Annotated in this window: 28 protein-coding genes; 21 read left to right on the forward strand and 7 right to left on the reverse strand. The window is 66.8% G+C overall.

Translation table 11 applies throughout. The annotated features are described in order from the left end of the window. The first annotated feature begins 32 nt into the window (after positions 1-32). The 17 genes from ABC271_RS00085 to ABC271_RS00165 all read left to right on the forward strand — a co-directional run bounded on the left by ABC271_RS00085 (position 33) and on the right by ABC271_RS00165 (position 8402). Positions 33-275: a hypothetical protein gene (locus ABC271_RS00085; RefSeq protein ID WP_005051904.1), complete on the forward strand. Its 243-nt coding sequence runs from the start codon at positions 33-35 to the stop codon at positions 273-275. A gap of 164 nt (positions 276-439) precedes the next feature. Then, entirely contained in the window at positions 440-739 is a 300-nt protein-coding gene (locus tag ABC271_RS00090) for a hypothetical protein (RefSeq protein ID WP_062633405.1), read from the forward strand. Between the two features lie 47 nt (positions 740-786). Then, a complete protein-coding gene (locus ABC271_RS00095) occupies positions 787-1008 on the forward strand; it encodes a hypothetical protein (protein ID WP_005052790.1) in 222 nt (73 codons plus the stop codon). A 71-nt stretch (positions 1009-1079) separates the two neighbouring features. Then, positions 1080-1496 carry a hypothetical protein gene (locus tag ABC271_RS00100; protein WP_043341034.1) on the forward strand — a complete coding sequence of 139 codons (417 nt, stop codon included), beginning with the start codon at positions 1080-1082 and terminating at the stop codon, positions 1494-1496. Positions 1497-1567: 71 nt separating this feature from the next. Continuing rightward, entirely contained in the window at positions 1568-1849 is a 282-nt protein-coding gene (locus ABC271_RS00105) for a hypothetical protein (protein WP_043341033.1), read from the forward strand. Next, entirely contained in the window at positions 1846-2127 is a 282-nt protein-coding gene (locus tag ABC271_RS00110; RefSeq protein ID WP_005052783.1) for a hypothetical protein, read from the forward strand. Before ABC271_RS00105 ends, ABC271_RS00110 begins: the two co-directional genes overlap by 4 nt. Beyond that, the gene (locus ABC271_RS00115; RefSeq protein ID WP_005052780.1) at positions 2124-2252 is read left to right on the forward strand and encodes a hypothetical protein; all 129 of its coding nucleotides are present in this window, start codon (positions 2124-2126) and stop codon (positions 2250-2252) included. The genes ABC271_RS00110 and ABC271_RS00115 overlap by 4 nt, the downstream gene beginning before the upstream one ends. 110 nt (positions 2253-2362) lie before the next feature. After that, the gene (locus tag ABC271_RS00120) at positions 2363-3766 is read left to right on the forward strand and encodes a hypothetical protein (RefSeq protein WP_005052778.1); all 1404 of its coding nucleotides are present in this window, start codon (positions 2363-2365) and stop codon (positions 3764-3766) included. Positions 3767-3850: 84 nt separating this feature from the next. Beyond that, positions 3851-4174 carry a DUF3846 domain-containing protein gene (locus tag ABC271_RS00125; protein ID WP_005052776.1) on the forward strand — a complete coding sequence of 108 codons (324 nt, stop codon included), beginning with the start codon at positions 3851-3853 and terminating at the stop codon, positions 4172-4174. 4 nt (positions 4175-4178) lie between these two features. After that, the gene (locus ABC271_RS00130) at positions 4179-5132 is read left to right on the forward strand and encodes a Mom family adenine methylcarbamoylation protein (RefSeq protein WP_139833212.1); all 954 of its coding nucleotides are present in this window, start codon (positions 4179-4181) and stop codon (positions 5130-5132) included. 105 nt (positions 5133-5237) lie between these two features. Then, a complete protein-coding gene (locus tag ABC271_RS00135) occupies positions 5238-6113 on the forward strand; it encodes an ArdC-like ssDNA-binding domain-containing protein (protein WP_005052771.1) in 876 nt (291 codons plus the stop codon). 105 nt (positions 6114-6218) lie between these two features. Continuing rightward, positions 6219-6422, forward strand: a complete 204-nt coding sequence (locus ABC271_RS00140) for a hypothetical protein (protein ID WP_005052768.1) — start codon at positions 6219-6221, stop codon at positions 6420-6422. 11 nt (positions 6423-6433) lie between these two features. Further along, positions 6434-7156, forward strand: a complete 723-nt coding sequence (locus ABC271_RS00145) for an HNH endonuclease family protein (protein WP_005052767.1) — start codon at positions 6434-6436, stop codon at positions 7154-7156. 26 nt (positions 7157-7182) lie between these two features. After that, positions 7183-7593: a hypothetical protein gene (locus ABC271_RS00150; protein WP_005052764.1), complete on the forward strand. Its 411-nt coding sequence runs from the start codon at positions 7183-7185 to the stop codon at positions 7591-7593. Positions 7594-7603: 10 nt separating this feature from the next. Continuing rightward, complete coding sequence (locus tag ABC271_RS00155; RefSeq protein WP_005052762.1) at positions 7604-7849, forward strand: hypothetical protein; 246 nt, start codon at positions 7604-7606, stop codon at positions 7847-7849. Continuing rightward, complete coding sequence (locus ABC271_RS00160; RefSeq protein ID WP_005052760.1) at positions 7846-8130, forward strand: hypothetical protein; 285 nt, start codon at positions 7846-7848, stop codon at positions 8128-8130. The genes ABC271_RS00155 and ABC271_RS00160 overlap by 4 nt, the downstream gene beginning before the upstream one ends. Continuing rightward, positions 8127-8402 carry a hypothetical protein gene (locus ABC271_RS00165; RefSeq protein ID WP_005052758.1) on the forward strand — a complete coding sequence of 92 codons (276 nt, stop codon included), beginning with the start codon at positions 8127-8129 and terminating at the stop codon, positions 8400-8402. Before ABC271_RS00160 ends, ABC271_RS00165 begins: the two co-directional genes overlap by 4 nt. Positions 8403-8887: 485 nt before the next feature. Here the strand turns inward: ABC271_RS00165 and ABC271_RS00170 are convergent, their stop codons facing one another. Both ABC271_RS00170 and ABC271_RS00175 read right to left on the reverse strand, forming a co-directional pair. Then, positions 8888-9223 (reverse strand): hypothetical protein, encoded by a 336-nt coding sequence (locus ABC271_RS00170; RefSeq protein WP_005052756.1) that lies wholly within the window; start codon positions 9221-9223, stop codon positions 8888-8890. Further along, on the reverse strand, positions 9220-12006 hold the full coding sequence (locus ABC271_RS00175) for a DNA methyltransferase (protein WP_005052754.1): 2787 nt from the start codon (positions 12004-12006) through the stop codon (positions 9220-9222). Before ABC271_RS00175 ends, ABC271_RS00170 begins: the two co-directional genes overlap by 4 nt. A 194-nt stretch (positions 12007-12200) precedes the next feature. Between ABC271_RS00175 and ABC271_RS00180 the strand changes: the two genes are divergently transcribed. Genes ABC271_RS00180 through ABC271_RS00195 form a run of 4 tightly spaced genes read left to right on the forward strand, consistent with a single transcriptional unit; the run spans position 12201 to position 14125 of the window. Continuing rightward, positions 12201-12716 carry a hypothetical protein gene (locus ABC271_RS00180; protein ID WP_005052752.1) on the forward strand — a complete coding sequence of 172 codons (516 nt, stop codon included), beginning with the start codon at positions 12201-12203 and terminating at the stop codon, positions 12714-12716. Beyond that, positions 12713-13666: a DUF3560 domain-containing protein gene (locus tag ABC271_RS00185; protein WP_005052750.1), complete on the forward strand. Its 954-nt coding sequence runs from the start codon at positions 12713-12715 to the stop codon at positions 13664-13666. The genes ABC271_RS00180 and ABC271_RS00185 overlap by 4 nt, the downstream gene beginning before the upstream one ends. Then, a complete protein-coding gene (locus ABC271_RS00190; protein ID WP_005052747.1) occupies positions 13663-13884 on the forward strand; it encodes a hypothetical protein in 222 nt (73 codons plus the stop codon). Before ABC271_RS00185 ends, ABC271_RS00190 begins: the two co-directional genes overlap by 4 nt. 7 nt (positions 13885-13891) lie before the next feature. Then, positions 13892-14125 (forward strand): hypothetical protein, encoded by a 234-nt coding sequence (locus tag ABC271_RS00195; protein WP_005052746.1) that lies wholly within the window; start codon positions 13892-13894, stop codon positions 14123-14125. Positions 14126-14194: 69 nt separating this feature from the next. On the opposite strand, the gene nrdH is transcribed toward ABC271_RS00195, so the two are convergent. The 5 genes from nrdH to ABC271_RS00220 all read right to left on the reverse strand — a co-directional run bounded on the left by nrdH (position 14195) and on the right by ABC271_RS00220 (position 19587). Beyond that, positions 14195-14455 (reverse strand): glutaredoxin-like protein NrdH, encoded by a 261-nt coding sequence (nrdH, locus tag ABC271_RS00200; protein WP_005052743.1) that lies wholly within the window; start codon positions 14453-14455, stop codon positions 14195-14197. A 51-nt stretch (positions 14456-14506) separates the two neighbouring features. Further along, on the reverse strand, positions 14507-14785 hold the full coding sequence (locus ABC271_RS00205) for a hypothetical protein (RefSeq protein ID WP_139833205.1): 279 nt from the start codon (positions 14783-14785) through the stop codon (positions 14507-14509). 58 nt (positions 14786-14843) lie between these two features. Then, positions 14844-16955, reverse strand: a complete 2112-nt coding sequence (locus ABC271_RS00210; RefSeq protein ID WP_005052740.1) for an FtsK/SpoIIIE domain-containing protein — start codon at positions 16953-16955, stop codon at positions 14844-14846. A 664-nt stretch (positions 16956-17619) separates the two neighbouring features. After that, positions 17620-18213, reverse strand: coding sequence for a ParB family protein (locus ABC271_RS00215; RefSeq protein WP_005052738.1), 594 nt, complete (start codon positions 18211-18213; stop codon positions 17620-17622). 126 nt (positions 18214-18339) lie between these two features. Further along, positions 18340-19587 carry a M23 family metallopeptidase gene (locus ABC271_RS00220; RefSeq protein WP_005052737.1) on the reverse strand — a complete coding sequence of 416 codons (1248 nt, stop codon included), beginning with the start codon at positions 19585-19587 and terminating at the stop codon, positions 18340-18342. Between the last annotated feature and the right edge of the window lie 3 nt (positions 19588-19590).

Here is a 19590-nt window from a genome sequence, read left to right on the forward strand (position 1 = left end):
GACAGCTCAACCGCCGCAAGAAGGCCCCGCCGTTGAACTGGTCGCAGCGGGTCACCATGCGGATGATCGCCGATGGCCGGTCCCCCTCCGGTGGCGCCAGCTACCTCGATACGACAGGCCTGGGGATTCCCGGTGGCACCATCCAGTCTCTCCGCAGGCGCGGTCTGATCGAGCGCTACTCATGGGTCGAACCCGGCTGGGTGCTCACGAAAGCCGGCGTCGATGCCATCAACAGTGGCGCGTGTGACGAACCCGACAGCAGCATCGACGACTAACCTCACCGATCTTCGCAACTCGGGTGTCCGCGAACAGCGCCAAGACCGGCCTATACCCAGCAAGAAGGGCCTGCGGCACAGTCAGGCACGGGGGTTCCCCTACCAGACTCGCAGGCGTATAGTCAGTGAATGTCACATTCACTATTTGATTGAGGAGACAGGCCATGACCATCACCCAGGCCGCAGCCCCCACGGGCACCGCGGTCACCATCGCAGGAACCGTCCGCACACCGCTCACCCTCGTCCGCCGACTCACCGACCGTCAGGCGCGCGTAGGGTTCCGCGTCGAGACCGACGCCGGCTCATACAACGTCCACGCCAACGGGATCCTCGCCGAGATGCTCCGGCTGACGACCCACCGCGGCGACCGTGTAATCGTCCACGGCCCGGCTGTCACGTTCAGCCACCCTGCCCAGACCATCCCCGACCTCGAGGCCGACAGCGTCGAGCTCGACCTCCGCTGACCCACGACGAGGATGGACACCACGACGCATCAGCAGGAGAGAACCCCATGACCCGCATCTTCCACGTCAACGGCAAGCCCGTCGACGTCACCGACGCCGCCGCGGTCCAGGCACTCACCGCGGACGAGTACGCCGACCTGCTCGCTCAGACCCTCAACGACACCGACGCGACCGACACCGAGATCGTCGGACTGCGCCAGGACCAGCCCGACGCCGGCACAGGGTTCATCATCACCAACCCGCCCAACGAGAGCGGGAGCGAGCGATGACCGAGCGCCGGAACAACACAGCCCATCGCCGCGGCGTTGGTGTCCGCAGCGCGGAGGCTCGACGATGCCCCGTGTGCGGACGCGGCGCCGCGCTGGTGAGCGTCACTCCCCGCCCGCTCACGCCAGAGGAGACGACCACCTACTGCCGGTGGGACGACTGCACCTATGCGCGGGTGGTGCCCTCTTCGAGTGATCTGTCGCGGCTGCGAGACGGCACACATGCGACTGCGAGAGCGATCGCCGACGCCGAGGCTCGCGGAAGGATCGACGACGCTGCGAATCAGGTGCTGATCGACCGCCTGTACCCGCCGCTCGATTCGACCGGTCAGCCGTGGCGGAGCGCGTTCGATCATGCGCGCCAGGAAGGGCACAGCGAGGCCGAGGCATACGACTTCGCAGACGAGTACGCGGCCTACGTGGAGGACCGGCAGTACGAGATCCGCGATCCTGACCTGCCGATCCCGTCCCCGAGCGAGTACACGCGATGACCGGGCGTGAGAGTAGTAGGGATCGGCATCAGCGCACGCTGAGCGAGTGGACAACTCGCGCAATCCGGAGCATGTTGCGTTCCTCGGACCCGGCCACCGCCTTCGCACAGCAGGACGGGGTCATCAAGGATCGCATCAGGAACGAGCTCGGTCAGCACCGCCGCGCAACGCTGAGGGTGATCCTGCCGATCGTGCTGCTCGCTGTCGGCGTGGTGATCGTGGTCCCCGCCCCGATCGTGCTCCTGCCTCTTGCCGGCATTGCGGTGGTCTTCGTCATCATCGTGCGAGAGGACCGACTGGCCCGCCTGCACGAGGCGATCCAGCGTGTGGACCCCGACGAGGACACCCGATGAACGAGGCATCGCCGACCGTCACGCTGGACGTGCGCGCAACGATCGTGCGCACGATCCAGCAGCACACGGACGAGGCGGACGAGGAGGCCGGCTACATCGCGGACGACATCATGGACGCGCTGAGCCTGGGCAGCGAGCTCACGGTGACCGTCCCCAGGCTGCGGCGCCGCGGCGAGCACGAATGGCCGTGCGCGCTGTTCTACGTCGGGAACTGGAACGGTTCGCGGCCGCGTGCACGGTGCAGTTGCCCGCCTGCCGAGGCGGGAGCCGAAGGATGAAGGATCCCCGCCAGCTCTCCCAGGCTGAGCTCGACGAGTACCTCGACCAGCTCGTGCGTGACGGCGACGATGACAGCCCGGAGTTTCACCGCGCCTACCAGGTGTGGGAGGAGCTCAACGGCTGACGTTTGACCATGCCGCCCTCATCGGGGCCCTGCCGACCGGCGGGGCCCCGATTTCTGTCCGCGAACACCCCCAACCCCGGCCTATACCCAGCAGACGAACGGGAGAGGCCATGTGCGACGACATCGACCACGGAGGGCGGCGGTGCCCGTCGTCGACGGCCGAAGGGCAGCGGCGTCGCCGCGCCGAGAAGCGCGAGCGGAACGCCGAGAAGCAGCTTGAGGCCTTCATCGGCGCGACCCCGTTCCGGCCGGTCTCGGGCGAGCTGATGCGGATGAGCTCGCGCCCCAGCTATTGGGACACCGACGAGTGGATCGAGTACGAAGACACCCTGCGCGCGGCCGCGGAACGTCACGGGATCGAGATCTCCGAGCTGCAGCACGCGGACGGGCTCTGGGAGGGCACGTCGGAGCCTGCAGGCGCCTACATCGTCCACGCGGACAGCTTCGAGCAGGTCACCGACTGGGCCGGCGAGCTGGCGGGGCGGTATGAGCAGGACAGCATCATGGCCGGGTACTTCGACGCTGACGGCCCCGACCGGGTCTACAGCTTCGCCGCCGGCACCGGCTCGCAGCAGCAGGTCCAGGAGACCCTCGACATTCTCCGCGCCGCCGGCGCACCGGGAGGCAGGCTCTATGACGGCAAGCTCGAGATCGCGGAACCCGCCGAGTATCCGCTGCCGGCATCCGCCGTGAACGCGATCGCCGCCCGTCTCGGAACAGAACCCACCTTCGCTCGAGCGCACGTTGCCTTCGTGCCCGGCAACGACAGCTACCGTCACCACCAGCCGATCAAGGAGATCCAGTCGCTCAGAGAGCGGTACGCCGATGCGCACGGTTTCCCACAGCGCACGCCGATCCCCCGACTGACCGAGCTCGACGACATCGCTGCAGCGAGGGCATACGCGGCCGCACCGCACGAGCCCGCGCACCCGCAGGTCGCCCGCTCCTACCGATCACTGCGGCAGCACATCGGCGCTCAGTGGGACATGCTCACAGAAGCCGGCTACACCTTCGAGCCCTGGCACGGCGAGACCGAGCAACCCTACGCCGACTCTGCCGCGATGCTGGCCGATCTCCGCGAGAACAAGCACCTGTTCTACTTCCGCACCGAGGTCTCGCAGCACAGCGAGGGGGCCCTTCCGCCGGATCATCCGATGGCTCGCAGCGTTACGGTCACCCTGCCCACGGGCGAGCGGGCGCCGATGCTCGCCAACGACGTCTTCCGCGCCGTCCACGACGCGATCGCGCACAGCGAGGGCCACCAGTTCGGACCCTACGGCGAGAAGCGCGCCTGGTGGACACATCGTGCCTGCCTCCCCCGCGAAGCGCGGCTCGCGCTGTGGTGCGAGACGCGCGCGCAGAACTGCTGGACCAACGCCGGCCCCCACATGACCACGGAGGGGGAAGCCGGGCATCCCCGGCTCATTCGGCGAAGGGAACCGGGTTGGATGCCGCTGAGTGAACGCCCCTATGCGCAGCAGAAGTGCTGCCGCGTCGACTCAGCACTCCTCTAGTCCACGGCGGTTGACGAGGGTACGTCGCCCGCGTACCATCAGTGAATGTCACATTCACTACCGTTCTGATCTGAGGAGGACTCCATGACAACGGCCATCAAGATCACCCCCGCTGGCGAGATCGACACCATCCGCATCGACGAGCTGCCCGACTACCAGCGCGAGATCGGCGGCTGGGTCGCAGAGCTCCGCCTGACCAACGGCCACGCACTGCTCGTCGACGAGGAAGCCGGTCTCAAGGTCACAGAGCCGAACCTGCTCGCCTCGCTCTACCTGACCGAGCACGGCCGCAGCGCACTGCTGTTCAGCACCGCGCTCATCGTCGGGCTGCACCCCAGGACCGGTGAGTGGATCGACGTCGCCCCCGACGTCGACGAGCAGCTCCGCGCGATCGCTGCGCAGATCTGACCTCATGCCCACCCTGAACGCTCGGCCGGTACTCATGCCGGCCGAGCCGCCCTCCTCCCCCGCGAGCGACTACTGCCAGCGTTGGTCTCGCGGCGCCCATTCGTGGCGCCACATCTCCGAAGGCGGGTTCGACCCCCGTCTATACCAGGTGGCCCCGATCACGGAAGCCGCCGCGCGAGCATTCGTCATCGACGAGCACTACGCAGCATCCTTCCCCGCAGCACGCTTCTCGATCGGGCTGCTCACCCGCGACGACCGCTTCCCCATCAACGGCGCCATGGTCGACGAGATGGCACTGGTCGGCGTCGCCACCTTCTCCACCCCGATGAGCAGAGGAGTCCTCAGCTCCGTCTTCGGCACGCTCGAGCCCTACGAACAGAGCATCGAGCTCGGCCGATTCGTACTCACCGACACACCCGCGAACGCCGAATCCTGGTTCCTCGCACGCGCTTTCCGCCACGCCTACGACCGGGGCATCCGCGGCGTCGTCTCTTTCGCCGACCCCTTGCCACGGCGCCGACAGATCACCGAGACCCTCGACAACGGCACCACAATCGAGCGCATCGAACAGACCTCGCCCGGCCACATCGGCGGGATATACCAAAGCGTCAACGCGATCGCCCTCGGCCGCAGCACCGCACGCACCCTGAACTACCTCCCCCGCCGCGGCCTCGTGCTCTCCGAGAGATCTCTGTCCAAGGTAAGAGGACAGGAGCGAGGCGCCGACGCCGCCGAGCGACACCTGGTCTCGCTCGGCGCCCCCATCCGCCGCGCAGGGCAAGACCCGCGAGCCTGGCTGCGCGAGGCGCTCGCCGCGCTCGATGTCACGAAGATCAGGCATCCGGGGAACTTCCGATACGCCTTCCCTCTTGGCAGCAGCTCCCAGCGTCGCCGGCTGCCGATCGGGCTGCCGCGCACCGCGTACCCCAAAGCCGCCACCGACATCCTTCCGGGCTGAGACCCCCGCTGCAGGCGGGTGCAAATCGGAGTTGACGGGGCATATCGAATGCCTCATACTAGTGAATGTCACATTCACTACTCGTCCACTCTGAGGGAGGACACCATGACCACCAAGACCCGCCGCAGCGGCACCACCCGCCGCACCCCGGAAGAGCGCCGCGCACAGGCCGAGGCGCTCCACGAGCAGCTCACCGCACAGGTCGCCACGCTGGCCGAGAGCGAGAACTGGAAGGCCTGGCTGCGCTTCGCGCGCATCGTCCGCCGGCGCTCGTTCTCCAACCAGATGCTCATCCTCGCGCAGGGCGGCACCCACTGCCTCGGCTACCGCCAGTGGGAGACCCTCGGCCGTCACGTCGTCAAGGGCGCGAAGTCGATCAAGATCTTCGGCTACTCCACCAAGCGGATCGTCGAGGTCGACGAGGCCACCGGAGAAGAGTCCACCAGCAGTCGAGTGATCTACCCGGTGCTCTCCGTGTTCGACGTCCGCGACACCGATGGCGAGCCGCTCCCCGAGCAGCCGGCCATCTACCTCGAGGGCGACGACGTCGCAGGCCTCTTCGACCAGCTCGCCGACTTCATCACCGCGCAGGGCTGGGATGTCGCGCTCGAGGACATCGCACAGGACGGGCTCAACGGGTACACCGATGGCCAGGCCCGACAGATCCGGGTCGACAGCAAGATGGCACCGGCCATGCGCGTCAAGACCCTCCTGCACGAGATCAGTCACGCACTTCTGCACTTCGACGAGGGCAGCACCCGCGAGCACCGCGGAGTGATCGAGACCGAAGCCGAGTCGGTCGCGTACTGCGCCGGTGGCCTCCTCGGACTCGACACGTCCGCGTGGTCGATCGGGTACGTCGCAGGATGGGCCGGCGGTGACGTCGACCTCATCCGCAGCGTCGCCGGCAACGTCCTCCGTGCCGTCAACGCGATCGCCGACGCCATGCTCGGCGCCGACGACCAGGCCGCGGCCGCGTAACAGCCCTCGGGGGGCGGGCTCGCCTATGCCCGCCCCCGAGAATCTCTGTCCGCGAACACCCCGAACTGCGACCTATACCCCTAGACGAATACCCCGGAGGAACCCATGGATCTCGCCCTGTCTACCGCCCGCGACTTCGCTCCCCTTCTGCTGGGCAGCGGCGGCCTCGTCGGCATCCTCGTCACCGTCGACACTGCACGCCGCGCAGAGCGCACGGTACGGCGCAGCCTCAAGTTCCTCGTCACCCTTCTCCTCAGCGTCGCCGCGGTCGCCGCGGCCGTCGTACTCGGCGCCGCCCTCTTCCTCTGAACGGACCACTCATGAACCGCCGAACCACACGCCTCGCCTCCGCCGCCGGCGCTGTTGTCGTCGCCCTGCTCGCTGGCGCGATCGCGATCACCAGCCAGCCCTCCGGCGTCAGCGACCTCACCGACACCGCGCCCGCGCCTGTGCCTGTGCCTACCGCAGAGATCTCCGCGGACGCCGCCGCAGCCCTCGATGAGCTCGAGCAGCTCGTCGTGGCCGATGCAGCCGACCAGGACAGCTACGACCGTGACGCGTTCGGGCAACGCTGGGCCGACATCGACCGCAACGGCTGTGACCAGCGCAACGACGCACTCGCGGCCGCGCTCGAGAACATCACCACCAAGCCCGGCACACACGACTGCGTCGTCCTCACCGGAACGCTTCACGACCCTTACACCGGGCTCACGATCGCCTTCGAGCGCGGCCAGGGCACGAGTGAGCTCGTGCAGATCGACCATGTCGTGCCGCTCGCGTGGGGGTGGCGTCAGGGCGCCGACGAATGGGACGAGGCCCAGCGTGAGCGCTTCGCCAACGATCCTCTCAATCTGCAGGCCACGGACGGCAGCACCAACCAGTCGAAGAGCGATCGCGGCCCCTCCGAATGGATGCCCCCGAACGCGGACTACGGATGCGCCTACGCTGCGCGCTTCGTCGACGTCCTCACCGCCTACCAGCTGACGGTCAACCCGGCCGACTACTCCACGCTCCGCGCGCAGCTCGCCAGCTGCGCCGCATGACCCCCCACCCGAGAGGACTGACAACGATGAGCACTCTGAACAACATCGTCATCACCGATGACACCGGCACCCGTTACAACGATCTCTTCCTCGACATCCCGCTGGACAGCTACGAGATCTCCCGCTCCTCTGTCGGCTTCCATTCCGTCGACGCGATCGTGCCAGCCGACCCCTACTCGACCCGCGCATCCGAAGATGGTCCGCTCGGTGCACTGCTTTTCCGCTGGGCTCAAGCGCACGTCGCCGGCCGCAACTACATCATCAGCTGGCAGTACATCGACGCTCACGACGTCCATACCGTCGCCGTCGCCGACACCACCACTCGCGAGCTGCACTTCGTCAACCTGTTCGGCCACGTCATCGCCGGTCGACGCAGCTACAGGCTCCGTGAGCTCGCCGACGCGCTCGACCTCCTGATCGACGCCAGCTTCGACTGAGGACCAGGCCATGCTTTCCGACGAGGTCGCTCGACAGATCATCCACGGCAGCCCCGAGGGCTACGACCTCGGATGTCAGACCCGCGCCGGATGCGCCAACCACCACCACCCCACGCTCATGACCTGTTTCGCCGCCGCGATCGCCGTCCGCGATGACTGGCGCCTCGCGAAGCTGCCTCGCAACGAACCCCTCCCCAAATCCGCTCGGCGGCTACGCCGCTCCTCCCCCAGAAGCAAGGAAGGAACACCCTCATGACCGACCCCGAGCTCACTGCGTGGCCGGCACTGCGCCTCGGAGATCATGCCCTCATCCGGGAGCGCGCGACAGCACGCGAGCTCGCCGTCACCATCGTCGCTCTGCTCGAGCCGATCGAGGGCGAGGGTGAGGGCCTGGTCGACCACCGGGGCCGCGTCATCCGGCACCACTTCTACGACGCCCGACCCATCGCGGCCGACGTCGATCTCCCCGACCAGCGCGACGTCGACACACGCTTCGCCCGACTGACCGCAGATCTCCTGAACACGAGGACACGATGACCGCACCGCTCACCACCACCGAGACCCGCCTGCTACACAAGTCGCTCGAGCTCGCCGCCGGCTACGCGAACAATGAACGCGACGAGACCGCGATCCTTGAGCTCAGCGCACGCATCCGACAGGCACAGAAGACCATCCCCTCTGCACCGGACGCGCACACCACGATCCTCGCGACGATCGACGCCATAAAGCGCGCAGGACGCCACGAGCAGCTCACCCCTCAGCTGCTCGACCGAGTCGCTGACGAGCTCCTCCAATCCACCCCGCTCTGACCGCCCCGCGCGGTACACTAAGGCGCGGCACCCGGCTGTTGAGCAGGTTCCCTTCCGCCCCTCGGGGCGATGGCTCCTCCTCAGTTGGATCGTTGGTGAATGTGACAATTTCCACGCTCCGGCCGGGTGCCGTTTTCTCTTGCCCCGGTGGCACGCGATCATCGACGATTGCTCACCGGTGGACCAGTCGCCCTCACATACTCCGACCAGGTGCACTCGACAGCGAGCCTCATTGCATCGTCGGGGAAGTAGCCGATCAACACTCGCCGCTCGGGATCGCGATCGAACGTCACGGAACGCAGCAGCCTACGGCCGCGGATCTCGACATGGCGGATGATCGCGATCCTCTTGCTGTGGTCGAACACGTACCAGATCCCCGGCTCCGGCGACGCCTGCAGCTGAGACATCGGAGACCAGTGCTGCACCACAACAGCGAACACTATGCCGGCGCACCGACAGCCCCGTGCCGACGACGACCGCGTGACTCAGCTCGTCAGCGACCCGCCGGATCCGTAGGCGTCGTGGTCATACCGCTGTAGCGCAGCAATGAACTCGGCACTAGTGATCTCATAGCGAGCCACCGCGGCCGCGGCGCCGTGGAACAGAGCAGCGTTGGGATACACACGGCCGCACACTGGGCAGACCGCGAACTCGTCGGGGTCGGCCGAACCAGCAGCATCGAAGGCAAGACGCCCAAGACGATCGGCGCTCCGCCAGTCCTGAGTCCACGAATCATTGCCACAGGCGCAGACCTGATTCTCCCCTTCCTCATCGACCGTCGCGGTCCCATCGACGCGGACGGTCGGGTACGGCCAGCTCACGATGCCGCACTCGCTGCTGTCGCCTTGCGGGGACGTTTCTTCGGCATCGCGAGCTCGTCGACCGTGGTGAGCTTCGCATAGCTGGCGAACAGCGCTCGCAGTCGGTCAGCCTCCGTCGCTATCCCCCGCAGGCCCAGGGCCTTGTCGACAGCAGTGTCGAGCTCACGATGCGCCCGGAGCAGTTCGGGCGACATCGCGAGGGGGTTGTAGTGGTCTGCGAGCGAGCGTTCTGGGCGTAGCGCTCTCGCATCCAGAACGGCTTGCCCCCCGGCGATGATGGCGGCACGCTGCGTGTCGGTGAGGGCGGGCAAGGGGAAAGTGTTCCACGTCAGGGTGCTCGAGAAGCGCAGACGAGACTCAAGGCGACCGCCGATAGTGCGCTGCCAGGTGATGAATGCCGACGACGAGATCACTGCGAAGGCGAGGCCGTCTGGGTCGTCTGCCTTGAAGTTCGCGTCACCGCAGATCACATCAGGGGTGAACAGGGCGGTCGGGAAGAACTTGCGTGTCTCGCTCACATGCCGCGGCACACAGACATAGGGCGTGTCGGGTTGCGACCTTTGACCGAACAGGTGCGGCGTGTCCGCCATCTGTCGCGTGGACTCGGCCTTCGACGCTGCGCGGAACTGACGCACGGCATCCAGCCGCCCGCGGAGTATCGGGGATCGGGCGATGTCGCTGGGGTCAAGATCCACGAGCCACAGGCACCACCGGGGTTCGTTGTGGATGAGCTGTCGGGCGCCGACAAACGGCCGGACGTACTTCGCGGCGATCGGATCTGCCATCACTTCCGCATAGTCGGCCGGCTCGATCAGGAGATTGCCGTCGTCGCGAGCCATGTTCCCGAACACCATCGGAGGGAGAGCCGACGCCAGCGGGCTTCGCCGCTGATCGATTAGCACAATGGGACCGTCGACCAGGTATCCGTTGAGCTGATCCACGACGGGGATCTCGACGGGCTCGCCCTTGAGGTTTCCTGAGTAGTCGAACAGCCGCGCTCTCTTCCTCGACGGCCGGTCAAAACCGATCACCGAGCAATGCACTGCCGCAGCGCCGGGCGCTTCACTGGTCCACGCGAACGTCCGGTGCGCGAACTTGACGCGCCACCCTGCGGCAAACACAGGGCCGAAGAGCGCTGGCACCGGCTCTCCCTGTGCGATCGAGTTTGTCGAGACGAACGCGAACTCGCCTCGGTAGCCGGGACGGCCGAGCAGCTCGAGAGCCTTCGCGTACCAGCCGGTGACATAGTCCAGCCGACCGATGTCGTCCCTCCGCCACACGTCGCGAAGTTCCTGCGCTTGCTCGGTCGAGCGGGTGGCGTGGCCGAGGAAGGGCGGATTGCCCATGATGTACAGGTGCTCAGTCGGTTGTAGGACAGCTGCCCAGTCGACACGCAGCGCGTTGCCGACGACGATGCTCTTGATCTTGTCCAGCGGCAGCGGATCTGGTGCAGATCCAAGCGCCAGCTCCATCGCCTGGTTTGCCTGGTGTTCCACCAGGTGCAGCGCCGTCGCTGCGATCTGCGCGGGCCATTCCTCGAGCTCGATCCCGTGGAAGCTCGACAGCCGCACGGCGAGGTGCTCCTCGGTGAAGAACATTGTGCGGGCCGTCTCACCGGACAGCTCTTGGATCCGCAGCAGAACCTCAAGATCGAGGGCTCGCATCTGTCGGTAGCCGACCACCAGGAAGTTGCCACAGCCGCACGCCGGATCAAGGAATCGCATCAGCCCCATGTCCGCACGCAGCTTCTTGAGCTTGGCGGTGTCGTGGTACCCGTCCGTGAACCGCTGCCGCAGCTCATCGAGGAACATCGGGCCGATGACCTTCATGATGTTGGTCTCGGTGGTGTAGTGCTCGCCGAGCTCACGCCGAGCGGTCTTGTCTTTGACGGCCTGGAAGAGGCTGCCGAAGATGGCCGGCGAGATCGCCGACCAGTTGAACATTGCAGCCGCGATCAGCCGGTCACGCATGCCTGCGTCGAACGACGGGATCGACACCGATTCCTCGAAGACTCCACCGTTGACGTAGGGGAATCGCGAGATTAGCTCGTCGAGGTTTGACTGCCGACGAGACGGCTCACGTCCCATGACCTGGTACAGCAACGACAGCTGAGGCCCGAGGTCGGAACCATCCGTCGCGGTGCGGGTCTCGAGGAACTCGAGGAACAGATCGCGATCCCACACTCCGGCGTCATCGGCGTAGAGGGCGAACAAGGTGCGCACCAGGAACACCGACGCCTCGTGATCGTCGTACCCAGACCCCTCGAGGGCCTCGTAGAGGGACGCCATCAGCTTTGCCGCTTTGATCGACGCAGACTCCTGCGCCTTCGATCCGAAGGTGCGCTCACCGTACCCGGCGAGGAAGGCGAGCACGTCAGCGCGATCCCGCATCTGGGTCAGGGCGAACTCCTGCACACCCTCGCTCTCAGCGTGGAGATCGAGCAGACGGAACCGGCGGAAGTCGCTCGTGATTACCCACCGAGGAACATCCGGGTCAGGAAGGTCGTCAATGTAGTCGAGCGCCTGCTGCTCAGCCGCGACGAGATCCTTGCCGGCGGACTTCATTTCGATCAGCGCGAGACCAGGGATCAGCGCGTCGATGTATCCGCGCGAGCCGGTCGACGAGCGCTTGACACGCTTCTCGTAGAACGCCGCGCGGGTCTGGGTTATCCCGTACACGCCGAGCAGATCCCGGACGAAGGACTGCGCTTGCTGTCGCTCGTCGCCGGGCTCGTCCTGCCAGTCACGGGTGAACTGCGCAGCGCGGGCTCGGATCTCATTCATCGACAACGACTTCGGCACGATCCCAACGCTATCCGGCCAGACCACTCGCACCCGGTACTACCCGACCTCCGTCCGCAGCGTGGCGGCTGCTTGGCGCCACCACCACAGCGACGACGACGACGACGACGTCTTGACATGAGCGCCGACTGATTCTAGGGTAGTGAATGTCACATTCACCACCTGAGGGGGTCATCATGCGCGCGTTTCCCGTGAACCGCGACACCATCGACCTGTTGGTCACCGCCGCCTACATTTCCACACCCGCCTACCGCAGCAGCACTCCGCGCGAGCTCGCCGAGAACGCCGACCGGATGGGTCAGAGCCTCTGGGATGAGAACTACGCGAGCGTCAGCTACGCGATCAAGCAGCACATCGCCGCACCGCGCTACGAATGGCAGCCGGTCGCCGAGATCGTCCCCCATGCCGATGACGAGCAGGCGTTGCAGATCGAGCGCAGCCGTCTACTGCTCGCCGAAGTCTCCTGCCATCACCCCGGATGGGATCAGTCCCCTGCGCGTGACCTCGTCGAACGCCTCGGCGACGCGATCGCGCGACGGTTCGCTCACCGCCCGCTCGTCGACTCCCCGGACCACCTGGGCGTGAAGGAGTATGAGGGCCTGCATCGCGCCGCCGAGGTCTGGGAACGGGAGATCGGATTCCGCCACCCTCTCACGCACGACGCGGCCGCGCGGGAAGGGAGCCGGCCATGATGCTCACGATCATCCACGCGGCCGCGGAAGGCACCCTCATCGAAGGGACCAGCCGGGGCGACGGCACGGCCGATACTCTCAAGGCCAACGGCTGGCGGTGGAGCCGGGCGCTCGGATCTTGGTACATCCCCCACTCCCGCGACCGCGAACCGAAGATCGCGATCATCAACCGCACCGCCGAGCAGCTCACCGCTGCCGGGTTCGTCGTCGAGATCTCGATCGACTATGAACGCCGGGCCGCGGCCGTCGTCGAGGCTGACCTGGTCGACCGCAGGAACGATCGCGCTGCCGCCCTGGCGGTGCGCGCAGATCGACGACACCAGGACGCCACCGAAGAGGCAGAGCGCGCGGCCCGCGCGCTGCGACGCCTCCCCGAAGGTGGCGAGCCCATCAAGGTCGGACACCACTCGGAGGCCGGCCACCGCCGAGCGATCGGCAAGGCGGACGCGGCGATCCGCCGCTCCATCGACGCCGACGCGGCGGCACGGCGCGCCCAGGTGCGTGCCGACGTCGCGGCCGCGGCGACCGATGCACGGTATGCGCCGATCACCGTGGCGAACCGGATCGAGAAGCTCCGCGCAGATCGCGCCGGCATCCGTCGACGTCTCGACGGGTCAAGCCGCACCCTTCCTGGCGGGTATGTCGAGGTCACGGCTGCAGCCACCGGCGCCTACGCCGAACGGCTCGAGAGGGAGCTGGCCGCGACCGACGATCAGCTCACCTACTGGCAGGAGGTCCGCGCCGAGCAGGTCGCGACCGGCGCGGCCACCGACCACAGCAAGGACACCATCAGCGTCGGCGACCAGATCAAGTACTTCGGCGCCTGGTGCACCGTAACCCGCACCAACCCGAAGAGCGCCACCATCGTCGACGCCTACGGCCACCGCGGCACAGTCCCTTACACGCACATCCGCGAGCACCGTGCCGGCCAGAGCGGAGCGATCTCATGACCATCGCCGCCCGCCCCCGCACGATCCCGGAGCCCACGACTCGTTGGCTCCGCCGTCTCGTAATCGCGCTGCTGTACATCGCAGCCGCGGTCCTCTCTGGGTGGCTCGGGATCCTCGCCGCGCCGATCCTCGATCGCATCATCGTCACCGCCGCGGCGGTGATCCTCGTCCCCATCACCATCGCGCTCGTGATCGACTTCTTCAGCAACCCAGATTGAGCGTCCGATGCCCGCCTACAAGGTCCAATGGCAGCAGCGCGTCGACGTCACCGCCACCGTCACTGTGGAGCTCGACGAGCTCGCCGACTGGGCATGCGAGCATCTCGGGCTGCGCACCCTCGAGGCCGGTGCGCCGGCAGGCGCGGCGCCGGCAGGGGTTCGGATGATGCTCGAGCGGAACGGGCCTCTGCGGGAGCAGCTGCTGCAGCGGTGGGCAGCGGCGCACATGCCGCACAGATGATGTCCCGCTCCGATGAGCAGAGCAGAGGCCCCACCGGCGAAGAGCTGCCGGTGGGGCCTCTGTCGTCAATCACGCGAGCCGTTGCGCGAGCTCGTCGATCTTGTCGGGACGGAAGCCCGACCAGTGATCCTCATCCGTGATGACGACCGGTGCCTGCAGGTAGCCGAGCGACTTGACCTGTTCGAGCGCTGCGGCGTCTTCGCTGAGGTCGACGACGTCGTACTCGATTCCCTTAGCATCGAGCGCGCGGTGTGTCGCGACGCACTGTACGCATGATTTCTTGGTGAACAGCGTGATCGTCTTGTCGCCGTTCGTCAGTGTGGTTGTCATGGGTGATCTCTCCTCCTTCCTGGGTCTCGTTTGCTGAGCATGGCGGGCAGCTCAGACACGGGCAGCCGCGCGGCGCTTGAGCCACACGATGAGCGCGATCGCACCGATCAGGATCGCGAGGATGACGAGGATCTGTCCCCAGCCGAGGCCGACGCCGTCGACGACGGGGATCGCCACGGTTTCACCCTGCTCGAGCAAGTGGTACTTCAACATCCACGCGCGCAGCGGATCGAGGAACATCCCCAGCGACACTGCGCCACTGGCCAGGACGAGCACGGCGATCAGCAGCAGCGAGATCCAGTCGTCTTCCGACACGCTCTGGTTCGACACGCGATTCATCCCTTCTCTCGGGGCCGGTAGGCCCGCAGCATCATGACGGCCACGACGATCAGGCTGCTTCGGGTCGGCGGTAGCTGATCACCGAGTTGTCGAAGAGCGTCAGCAGCCCGTCCTCACCGCTGTCGAGGTCGCGGTATTCGATCGCGAGGTACTCGTCGTCGACGACGTCGGGCTCCACTCCTTCGACCACTCCCCACAGCCCCAGAGTCGCGTCGACGAGCAGGAGATCTCCGACCTCGAGCTCCACCGCGGGGCCCTCGAGGGATTCGCCGTATCCGTCGCCGTCAGCGGCCGCGTCGACGTCCGGTGCATCGTCGTCGACTTCGGGCACGAACCGGACCCGTTCACGAGAGTCCAGTGGGGTGACATTGGAGGGTCGAAGCGCGTCGTGCTTGGTCGTCGACGGTACCGATGCATCCCAAGCGACAATCTCGGCCGAGGACCACTGGAAGTAGTCGGGCTCGAGCTCCTCCCCCTCGCCGTCGTCGGTGAGCTCCGCTTCCGGGTCGCGCACCATCATCCGCTCGTAGTCGGCAGCGTCGGGACGCAGCGCCGCCAGGTGATCCCAGTCCGCCTTGTCGGTGGAGTCGAGCTTGGCGGGGTCGGGGGTGTAGAACGCCTGAATCTCGACGGGCTGAGATTCGGCGTTCAGAGTGACACCGCGGCCACGCTTGTTGCGAGGGATCGCGACACCGACCGCGAAGCTGTCCCACATCATGTTGGCGCCCTGCGGGGAGAGACGACCGAAGCTGACGCGGGCGCCGAAGTTGTCTCGCATCTCACCGCCGAGGAACTCGACGTCGGGGCGCTGCAGACCGAGCAGGATGTGGATCTTCGCCGACCGTGCCAGTCGCGCGAGATCGGAGAGCAGATCGAGAACGGGGGCCTGCGCCGGCGCACCCTTCGGCTTCACCGTCTTGTACCAGCGCTGCACGCGCGCCTTGAACGTCGCGTACTCGTCGATGATCAACGCGAGGGGGTCGAAGTCCTCGAGCCGGGCCGTGCCGTTCTCGAGCTGCGAGTACCGCTCCTCCATGAGCTCGTGCGCAGCGTGCAGCATCCGCACCTGGTGCTCCACCCGCGCGCCGACGAGCTCGACGTTGGGCCAGTCCCGGAATCCGGCGAACTCGATCCGCTTCCCATCGAGTACCCACACCCGCCAGTGAGCGTGCGCGAGATGGGTGAGCACCGTGTGCTGGAAGCTGGTCTTTCCCGATCCGGTTCCACCGATGACGAGGCAATGCGGGGAGACCGCCGGATGCCACGACTGGATCTGACCGTCTTCGTCAGGACCGATCGGGATCTTGAACGCCTTGTAGGCGGCGTGGGTGAGTGCGGCCGCGGGCTCCACTTCGTGCAGGACCATGTCGGGCATCGTCGGTCGGACCTCGAACGTGATCTTGTCGCCCTCGAGATCCCAGTGCGCACGCCACCGGCCAGGGAGCATCGAGGAGACCACCTTCTCGACCTGGGAGCGCCGCGCCGCGATCGCCATCTTCGGTCCCACGTTGTGCTTGACGTCGATCTTCGAGACCGAGCCGTCATCGGCACTCTTCACCGAGACGCTCGCGGTCGGGTCGATGACCAGCTTGACGACCTCGATCGCGCGCTGCTGCTCACGGGAGACCGGATCACTCACGGGTGCGAGCTCGACGACGAGCACGCACCGCCTCGAGTTGTGCTTGCGTACCCGGTACTCGGCACCAAGCCTGCGTGCAAGGCCTGCGAGGATCTGGTCGACGAAGCGGGGGTCGGTGTCATCGACGTGCGAGGCGTACCGGATCTTGATGCGCTCCGGGAGGCCCACCCATCCACGAGTCCACTTCACCGGCACGACGAGAGCACGGGTTGGCTGTGCCGCACCGAGCATCGGAAGGACCGCCTCGATCGCCGGGTCCATCCGCCCTTCCCGTTGGAAGGTCCGCACGCCGGATGCGACCGCGCCGGCGGCGAGCAACACGGCCACGACCCACACCAGCGGGATCAGATCGGTGAACGGGCGCACCGCGTTCAACCCGGTGGCGGCGGTCGCCAGTGCGATGCACAGCAGCGCCGGGATGATCCCGGTCAGCTGACGCCGAGGAAGAACACCCAGAGCCACCGTCGCCGGTGCAGGTGGGCGCGCCGGCGGACGAGATGCCACACGAGTTGTCGTTGCCATTCGAGCCTCCTGAGTGGGCCGAGTACTTCACGACCCTCTTGCGAGGTATAGGCCGGAGATCTGCTCCTTCGCGGACATCGCGGATTCTCCCCGCGTCTGACGCACTCGTGATGTCCCCTGTGCAAGAGTGTGCTCGAGGAGATCGCCACGGCGGCTGGAAAGGGTTATTGCGCCACATCGCGGCGCAGACCAGCGCAATACCTCCGCCACACCCGCGCTTGACACGGGTGATAGGATCAAGCCCGATCGGCGTTCTGCCGCAGGCACGGTTGTCGAATCGAGCTTGAACCCCTCCCCCTGGGAAATATTTCCAGCAGGCACACCCGCGCAGTTATGTGTCGTGTCTCACTCCAGTTGTCCGATTCTCACGGACCTGTCGAGTCGTCTCACTCCACTTGTCGGATTCTCACTCCAGTTGTCCGATGCTCGGCGCGCCGCGTAGTGCTGCTTCGAGGCGGGAGCAGCAGGGTCGGATTCGTGACAACTCGTGTGAGACAGACCGCTCTGCCGGGACTGCACCGCGAATGAGAGAAGTCCCGGTCAGCCCATCCGAGATCCGACAAGTCAAGCGAGATCCGACATTATGGCGCAATACTGCGCCGCACATCGGCGGCATACTGCACCGCACACCCGGTGCAACACGTCGCCGTGGCGCGGAGTCGGGTCAGTCGTTGGAGTCGGTCGGCGGGGTCTGCGCCTGTCGCCGGCGCTCCCACTCGCCTCGCAGCCATTCGCCCTGTCGTTGTGCTGCAGCGCGGCTGATCCCTCGCGCCTTGGCCGGCGCCGGCGGGAACGGGGCACCCTCGTTGTAGAGCTGCTCAAGGCGGTCGGCTTCCCGCATGAAGGCGACCTCGACGAGACCGGCCAGCGCGGGCGCACCCTCCGGCTCATCCCTCGTCGACCACCACGCAGCCTTGAGGCGCGCGTGCAGCGCGACCGGCAGGTAGTAGGTCTGATGGCGGTATCCCGCGGCTCCTCTTGGGTTCACACCCTGGGCACGGTCGGGGGCAGGAGGGAAAGGGGAGCCGGCGTTGTAGAGCTGCTCGAGGCGGTTGGTCTCGCGGCCGATGGCGACCTCGACGAGACCGGCCAGCGCGGGCGCACCCTCCGGCTCATCCCTCGTCGACCACCACGCAGCCTTGAGCCGTGCATGCAGCGCGACCGGCAGGAAGTATGCGATCGAGCGGTAGCCGGTGGCCGACACTGACCCGGCGGGTCGGTCGGTGTCACCAGCGGCGTTGACATCTGTTGAGGGCACGAGTCACCGTCTGGGTGGGAGAGGCTTCGGCCCCGTTTCGGGCCGGGGCTGCCCCCAGCCTACAGGCCGGTTTCCAGGCCGTCAGGAGGGTTACATGCCGCGAGTTGACTCGGTTTTCCAGGGGGGTCAGAGGCGTCGGCAAGTGCCGTCTGTGGGACAGATCTCGATGCCATACAGGCGGAGGAACTCTTCGGGGTTCACGTAGCCGGCGTACTGCGAGGGGGCACCGAGTGCAGTCGCCTCCTGCAGCCCGGCGACGGCCTGATTCGTCGTCCCGTTCTTGTTGACGGCCAGGTGCAGGTGGCATCCCCCACTGGGCGGCACGTTCCCGACGACACCGATCTGCTGGCCGGCGGTGACGGTGTCTCCGACGTCGACGAGCCGCTCGCTCTTGTACATATGCAGGTAGGACACCACGAACCCATCGGGGTGCTTGATCGACAACCACAGTGAGCTGCTGAGAGTCACCGTGCCCGGCAGGACCGCGTAGACAGGGTCGCCGCACGGGTTTGGCCAGCGCTGCAGGTCGATTCCGACATGCCAACTCGACGCACCCGGAACGGTGATGTCGCGCGGCCCGTAGCCGGAGGTCATCTGGTAGCCGGCCGCAAGGGGGAAAGCGGCCTGCCCGACGACAGTGCTGCTGTCGCAGCTGATCGACCCGCCGACCGCGGTGATGATCTGCTGTGCTGCGGGCTCCCACTTGTCGTAAGCGGTCGGGTATGCGGAGACCTGCACGGTCTGCGCGGCCTCCCCCAGCCCCATGTCCTCCCAGCCGGGGATGTCGAGCAGCCCACGCGGCGATCCGCCGTTGGGGCCCTCCTCGCCGCCGAAGAACGCCTTGGCTGCGTAGAGGGGGTCCATGAGCTCCTCGACGGTGCCCCAGCCCGACACACGCTGCTGGAAGTAGTTGACGGAGTCGTGGTCGCTGCCGACCGCGTCGTGCGGGTAATCGAGGGACTCAGGCACGGAGGAGTTGGCGTACATCTTCAAGCCGGACTCCTGCAGCGCGGTCATGATCGCGATCTGCTGGCCCCGCGCGGACACGCCCAGTGAGCGGGCGACCGAGAGGATGGTGGCCGCGTGGCCGAGCTCCGTCGCACCGAGGGTGCGGGTCGATCCTCCTGTGGTCTGGACCTCGAGCTTGTCGGTGGTCAGCGACCCCGCGGTGCACTGCGACGACCCACCGCCGGAGGCGCCGGCGATCGCCATCATCAGGAACATCGTGTAGCCGGCGAAGAGCACCACCGGCACCAGCACGAGCGCGATCACCCAGAGGACGACCTTGCGCGAACCACCACCGTCCCCGTCGTCTCCCCCATTGACGGCGCCGGCGACGTCGGCAGAGCGCTCGAGTACTCCCGATGCGGACATGCG

This window comes from Microbacterium canaveralium, from assembly GCF_047238045.1.
In the GTDB taxonomy this organism is placed as follows: Bacteria; Actinomycetota; Actinomycetes; order Actinomycetales; family Microbacteriaceae; genus Microbacterium.

Excerpts from the sequence above, each read along its gene's own strand:
- ABC271_RS00090 (WP_062633405.1), top strand. The coding sequence starts at position 440 with ATGACCATCACCCAGGCCGCAGCCCCCACGGGCACCGCGGTCACCATC.
- ABC271_RS00095 (WP_005052790.1), top strand. The coding sequence starts at position 787 with ATGACCCGCATCTTCCACGTCAACGGCAAGCCCGTCGACGTCACCGAC.
- ABC271_RS00105 (WP_043341033.1), top strand. The coding sequence starts at position 1,568 with ATGTTGCGTTCCTCGGACCCGGCCACCGCCTTCGCACAGCAGGACGGG.
- ABC271_RS00110 (WP_005052783.1), top strand. The coding sequence starts at position 1,846 with ATGAACGAGGCATCGCCGACCGTCACGCTGGACGTGCGCGCAACGATC.
- ABC271_RS00115 (WP_005052780.1), top strand. The coding sequence starts at position 2,124 with ATGAAGGATCCCCGCCAGCTCTCCCAGGCTGAGCTCGACGAGTACCTC.
- ABC271_RS00120 (WP_005052778.1), top strand. The coding sequence starts at position 2,363 with ATGTGCGACGACATCGACCACGGAGGGCGGCGGTGCCCGTCGTCGACG.
- ABC271_RS00125 (WP_005052776.1), top strand. The coding sequence starts at position 3,851 with ATGACAACGGCCATCAAGATCACCCCCGCTGGCGAGATCGACACCATC.
- ABC271_RS00130 (WP_139833212.1), top strand. The coding sequence starts at position 4,179 with ATGCCCACCCTGAACGCTCGGCCGGTACTCATGCCGGCCGAGCCGCCC.
- ABC271_RS00135 (WP_005052771.1), top strand. The coding sequence starts at position 5,238 with ATGACCACCAAGACCCGCCGCAGCGGCACCACCCGCCGCACCCCGGAA.
- ABC271_RS00140 (WP_005052768.1), top strand. The coding sequence starts at position 6,219 with ATGGATCTCGCCCTGTCTACCGCCCGCGACTTCGCTCCCCTTCTGCTG.
- ABC271_RS00145 (WP_005052767.1), top strand. The coding sequence starts at position 6,434 with ATGAACCGCCGAACCACACGCCTCGCCTCCGCCGCCGGCGCTGTTGTC.
- ABC271_RS00150 (WP_005052764.1), top strand. The coding sequence starts at position 7,183 with ATGAGCACTCTGAACAACATCGTCATCACCGATGACACCGGCACCCGT.
- ABC271_RS00155 (WP_005052762.1), top strand. The coding sequence starts at position 7,604 with ATGCTTTCCGACGAGGTCGCTCGACAGATCATCCACGGCAGCCCCGAG.
- ABC271_RS00160 (WP_005052760.1), top strand. The coding sequence starts at position 7,846 with ATGACCGACCCCGAGCTCACTGCGTGGCCGGCACTGCGCCTCGGAGAT.
- ABC271_RS00165 (WP_005052758.1), top strand. The coding sequence starts at position 8,127 with ATGACCGCACCGCTCACCACCACCGAGACCCGCCTGCTACACAAGTCG.
- ABC271_RS00175 (WP_005052754.1), bottom strand. The coding sequence starts at position 12,006 with ATGAATGAGATCCGAGCCCGCGCTGCGCAGTTCACCCGTGACTGGCAG.
- ABC271_RS00180 (WP_005052752.1), top strand. The coding sequence starts at position 12,201 with ATGCGCGCGTTTCCCGTGAACCGCGACACCATCGACCTGTTGGTCACC.
- ABC271_RS00185 (WP_005052750.1), top strand. The coding sequence starts at position 12,713 with ATGATGCTCACGATCATCCACGCGGCCGCGGAAGGCACCCTCATCGAA.
- ABC271_RS00190 (WP_005052747.1), top strand. The coding sequence starts at position 13,663 with ATGACCATCGCCGCCCGCCCCCGCACGATCCCGGAGCCCACGACTCGT.
- ABC271_RS00195 (WP_005052746.1), top strand. The coding sequence starts at position 13,892 with ATGCCCGCCTACAAGGTCCAATGGCAGCAGCGCGTCGACGTCACCGCC.
- nrdH (WP_005052743.1), bottom strand. The coding sequence starts at position 14,455 with ATGACAACCACACTGACGAACGGCGACAAGACGATCACGCTGTTCACC.
- ABC271_RS00210 (WP_005052740.1), bottom strand. The coding sequence starts at position 16,955 with ATGGCAACGACAACTCGTGTGGCATCTCGTCCGCCGGCGCGCCCACCT.
- ABC271_RS00220 (WP_005052737.1), bottom strand. The coding sequence starts at position 19,587 with ATGTCCGCATCGGGAGTACTCGAGCGCTCTGCCGACGTCGCCGGCGCC.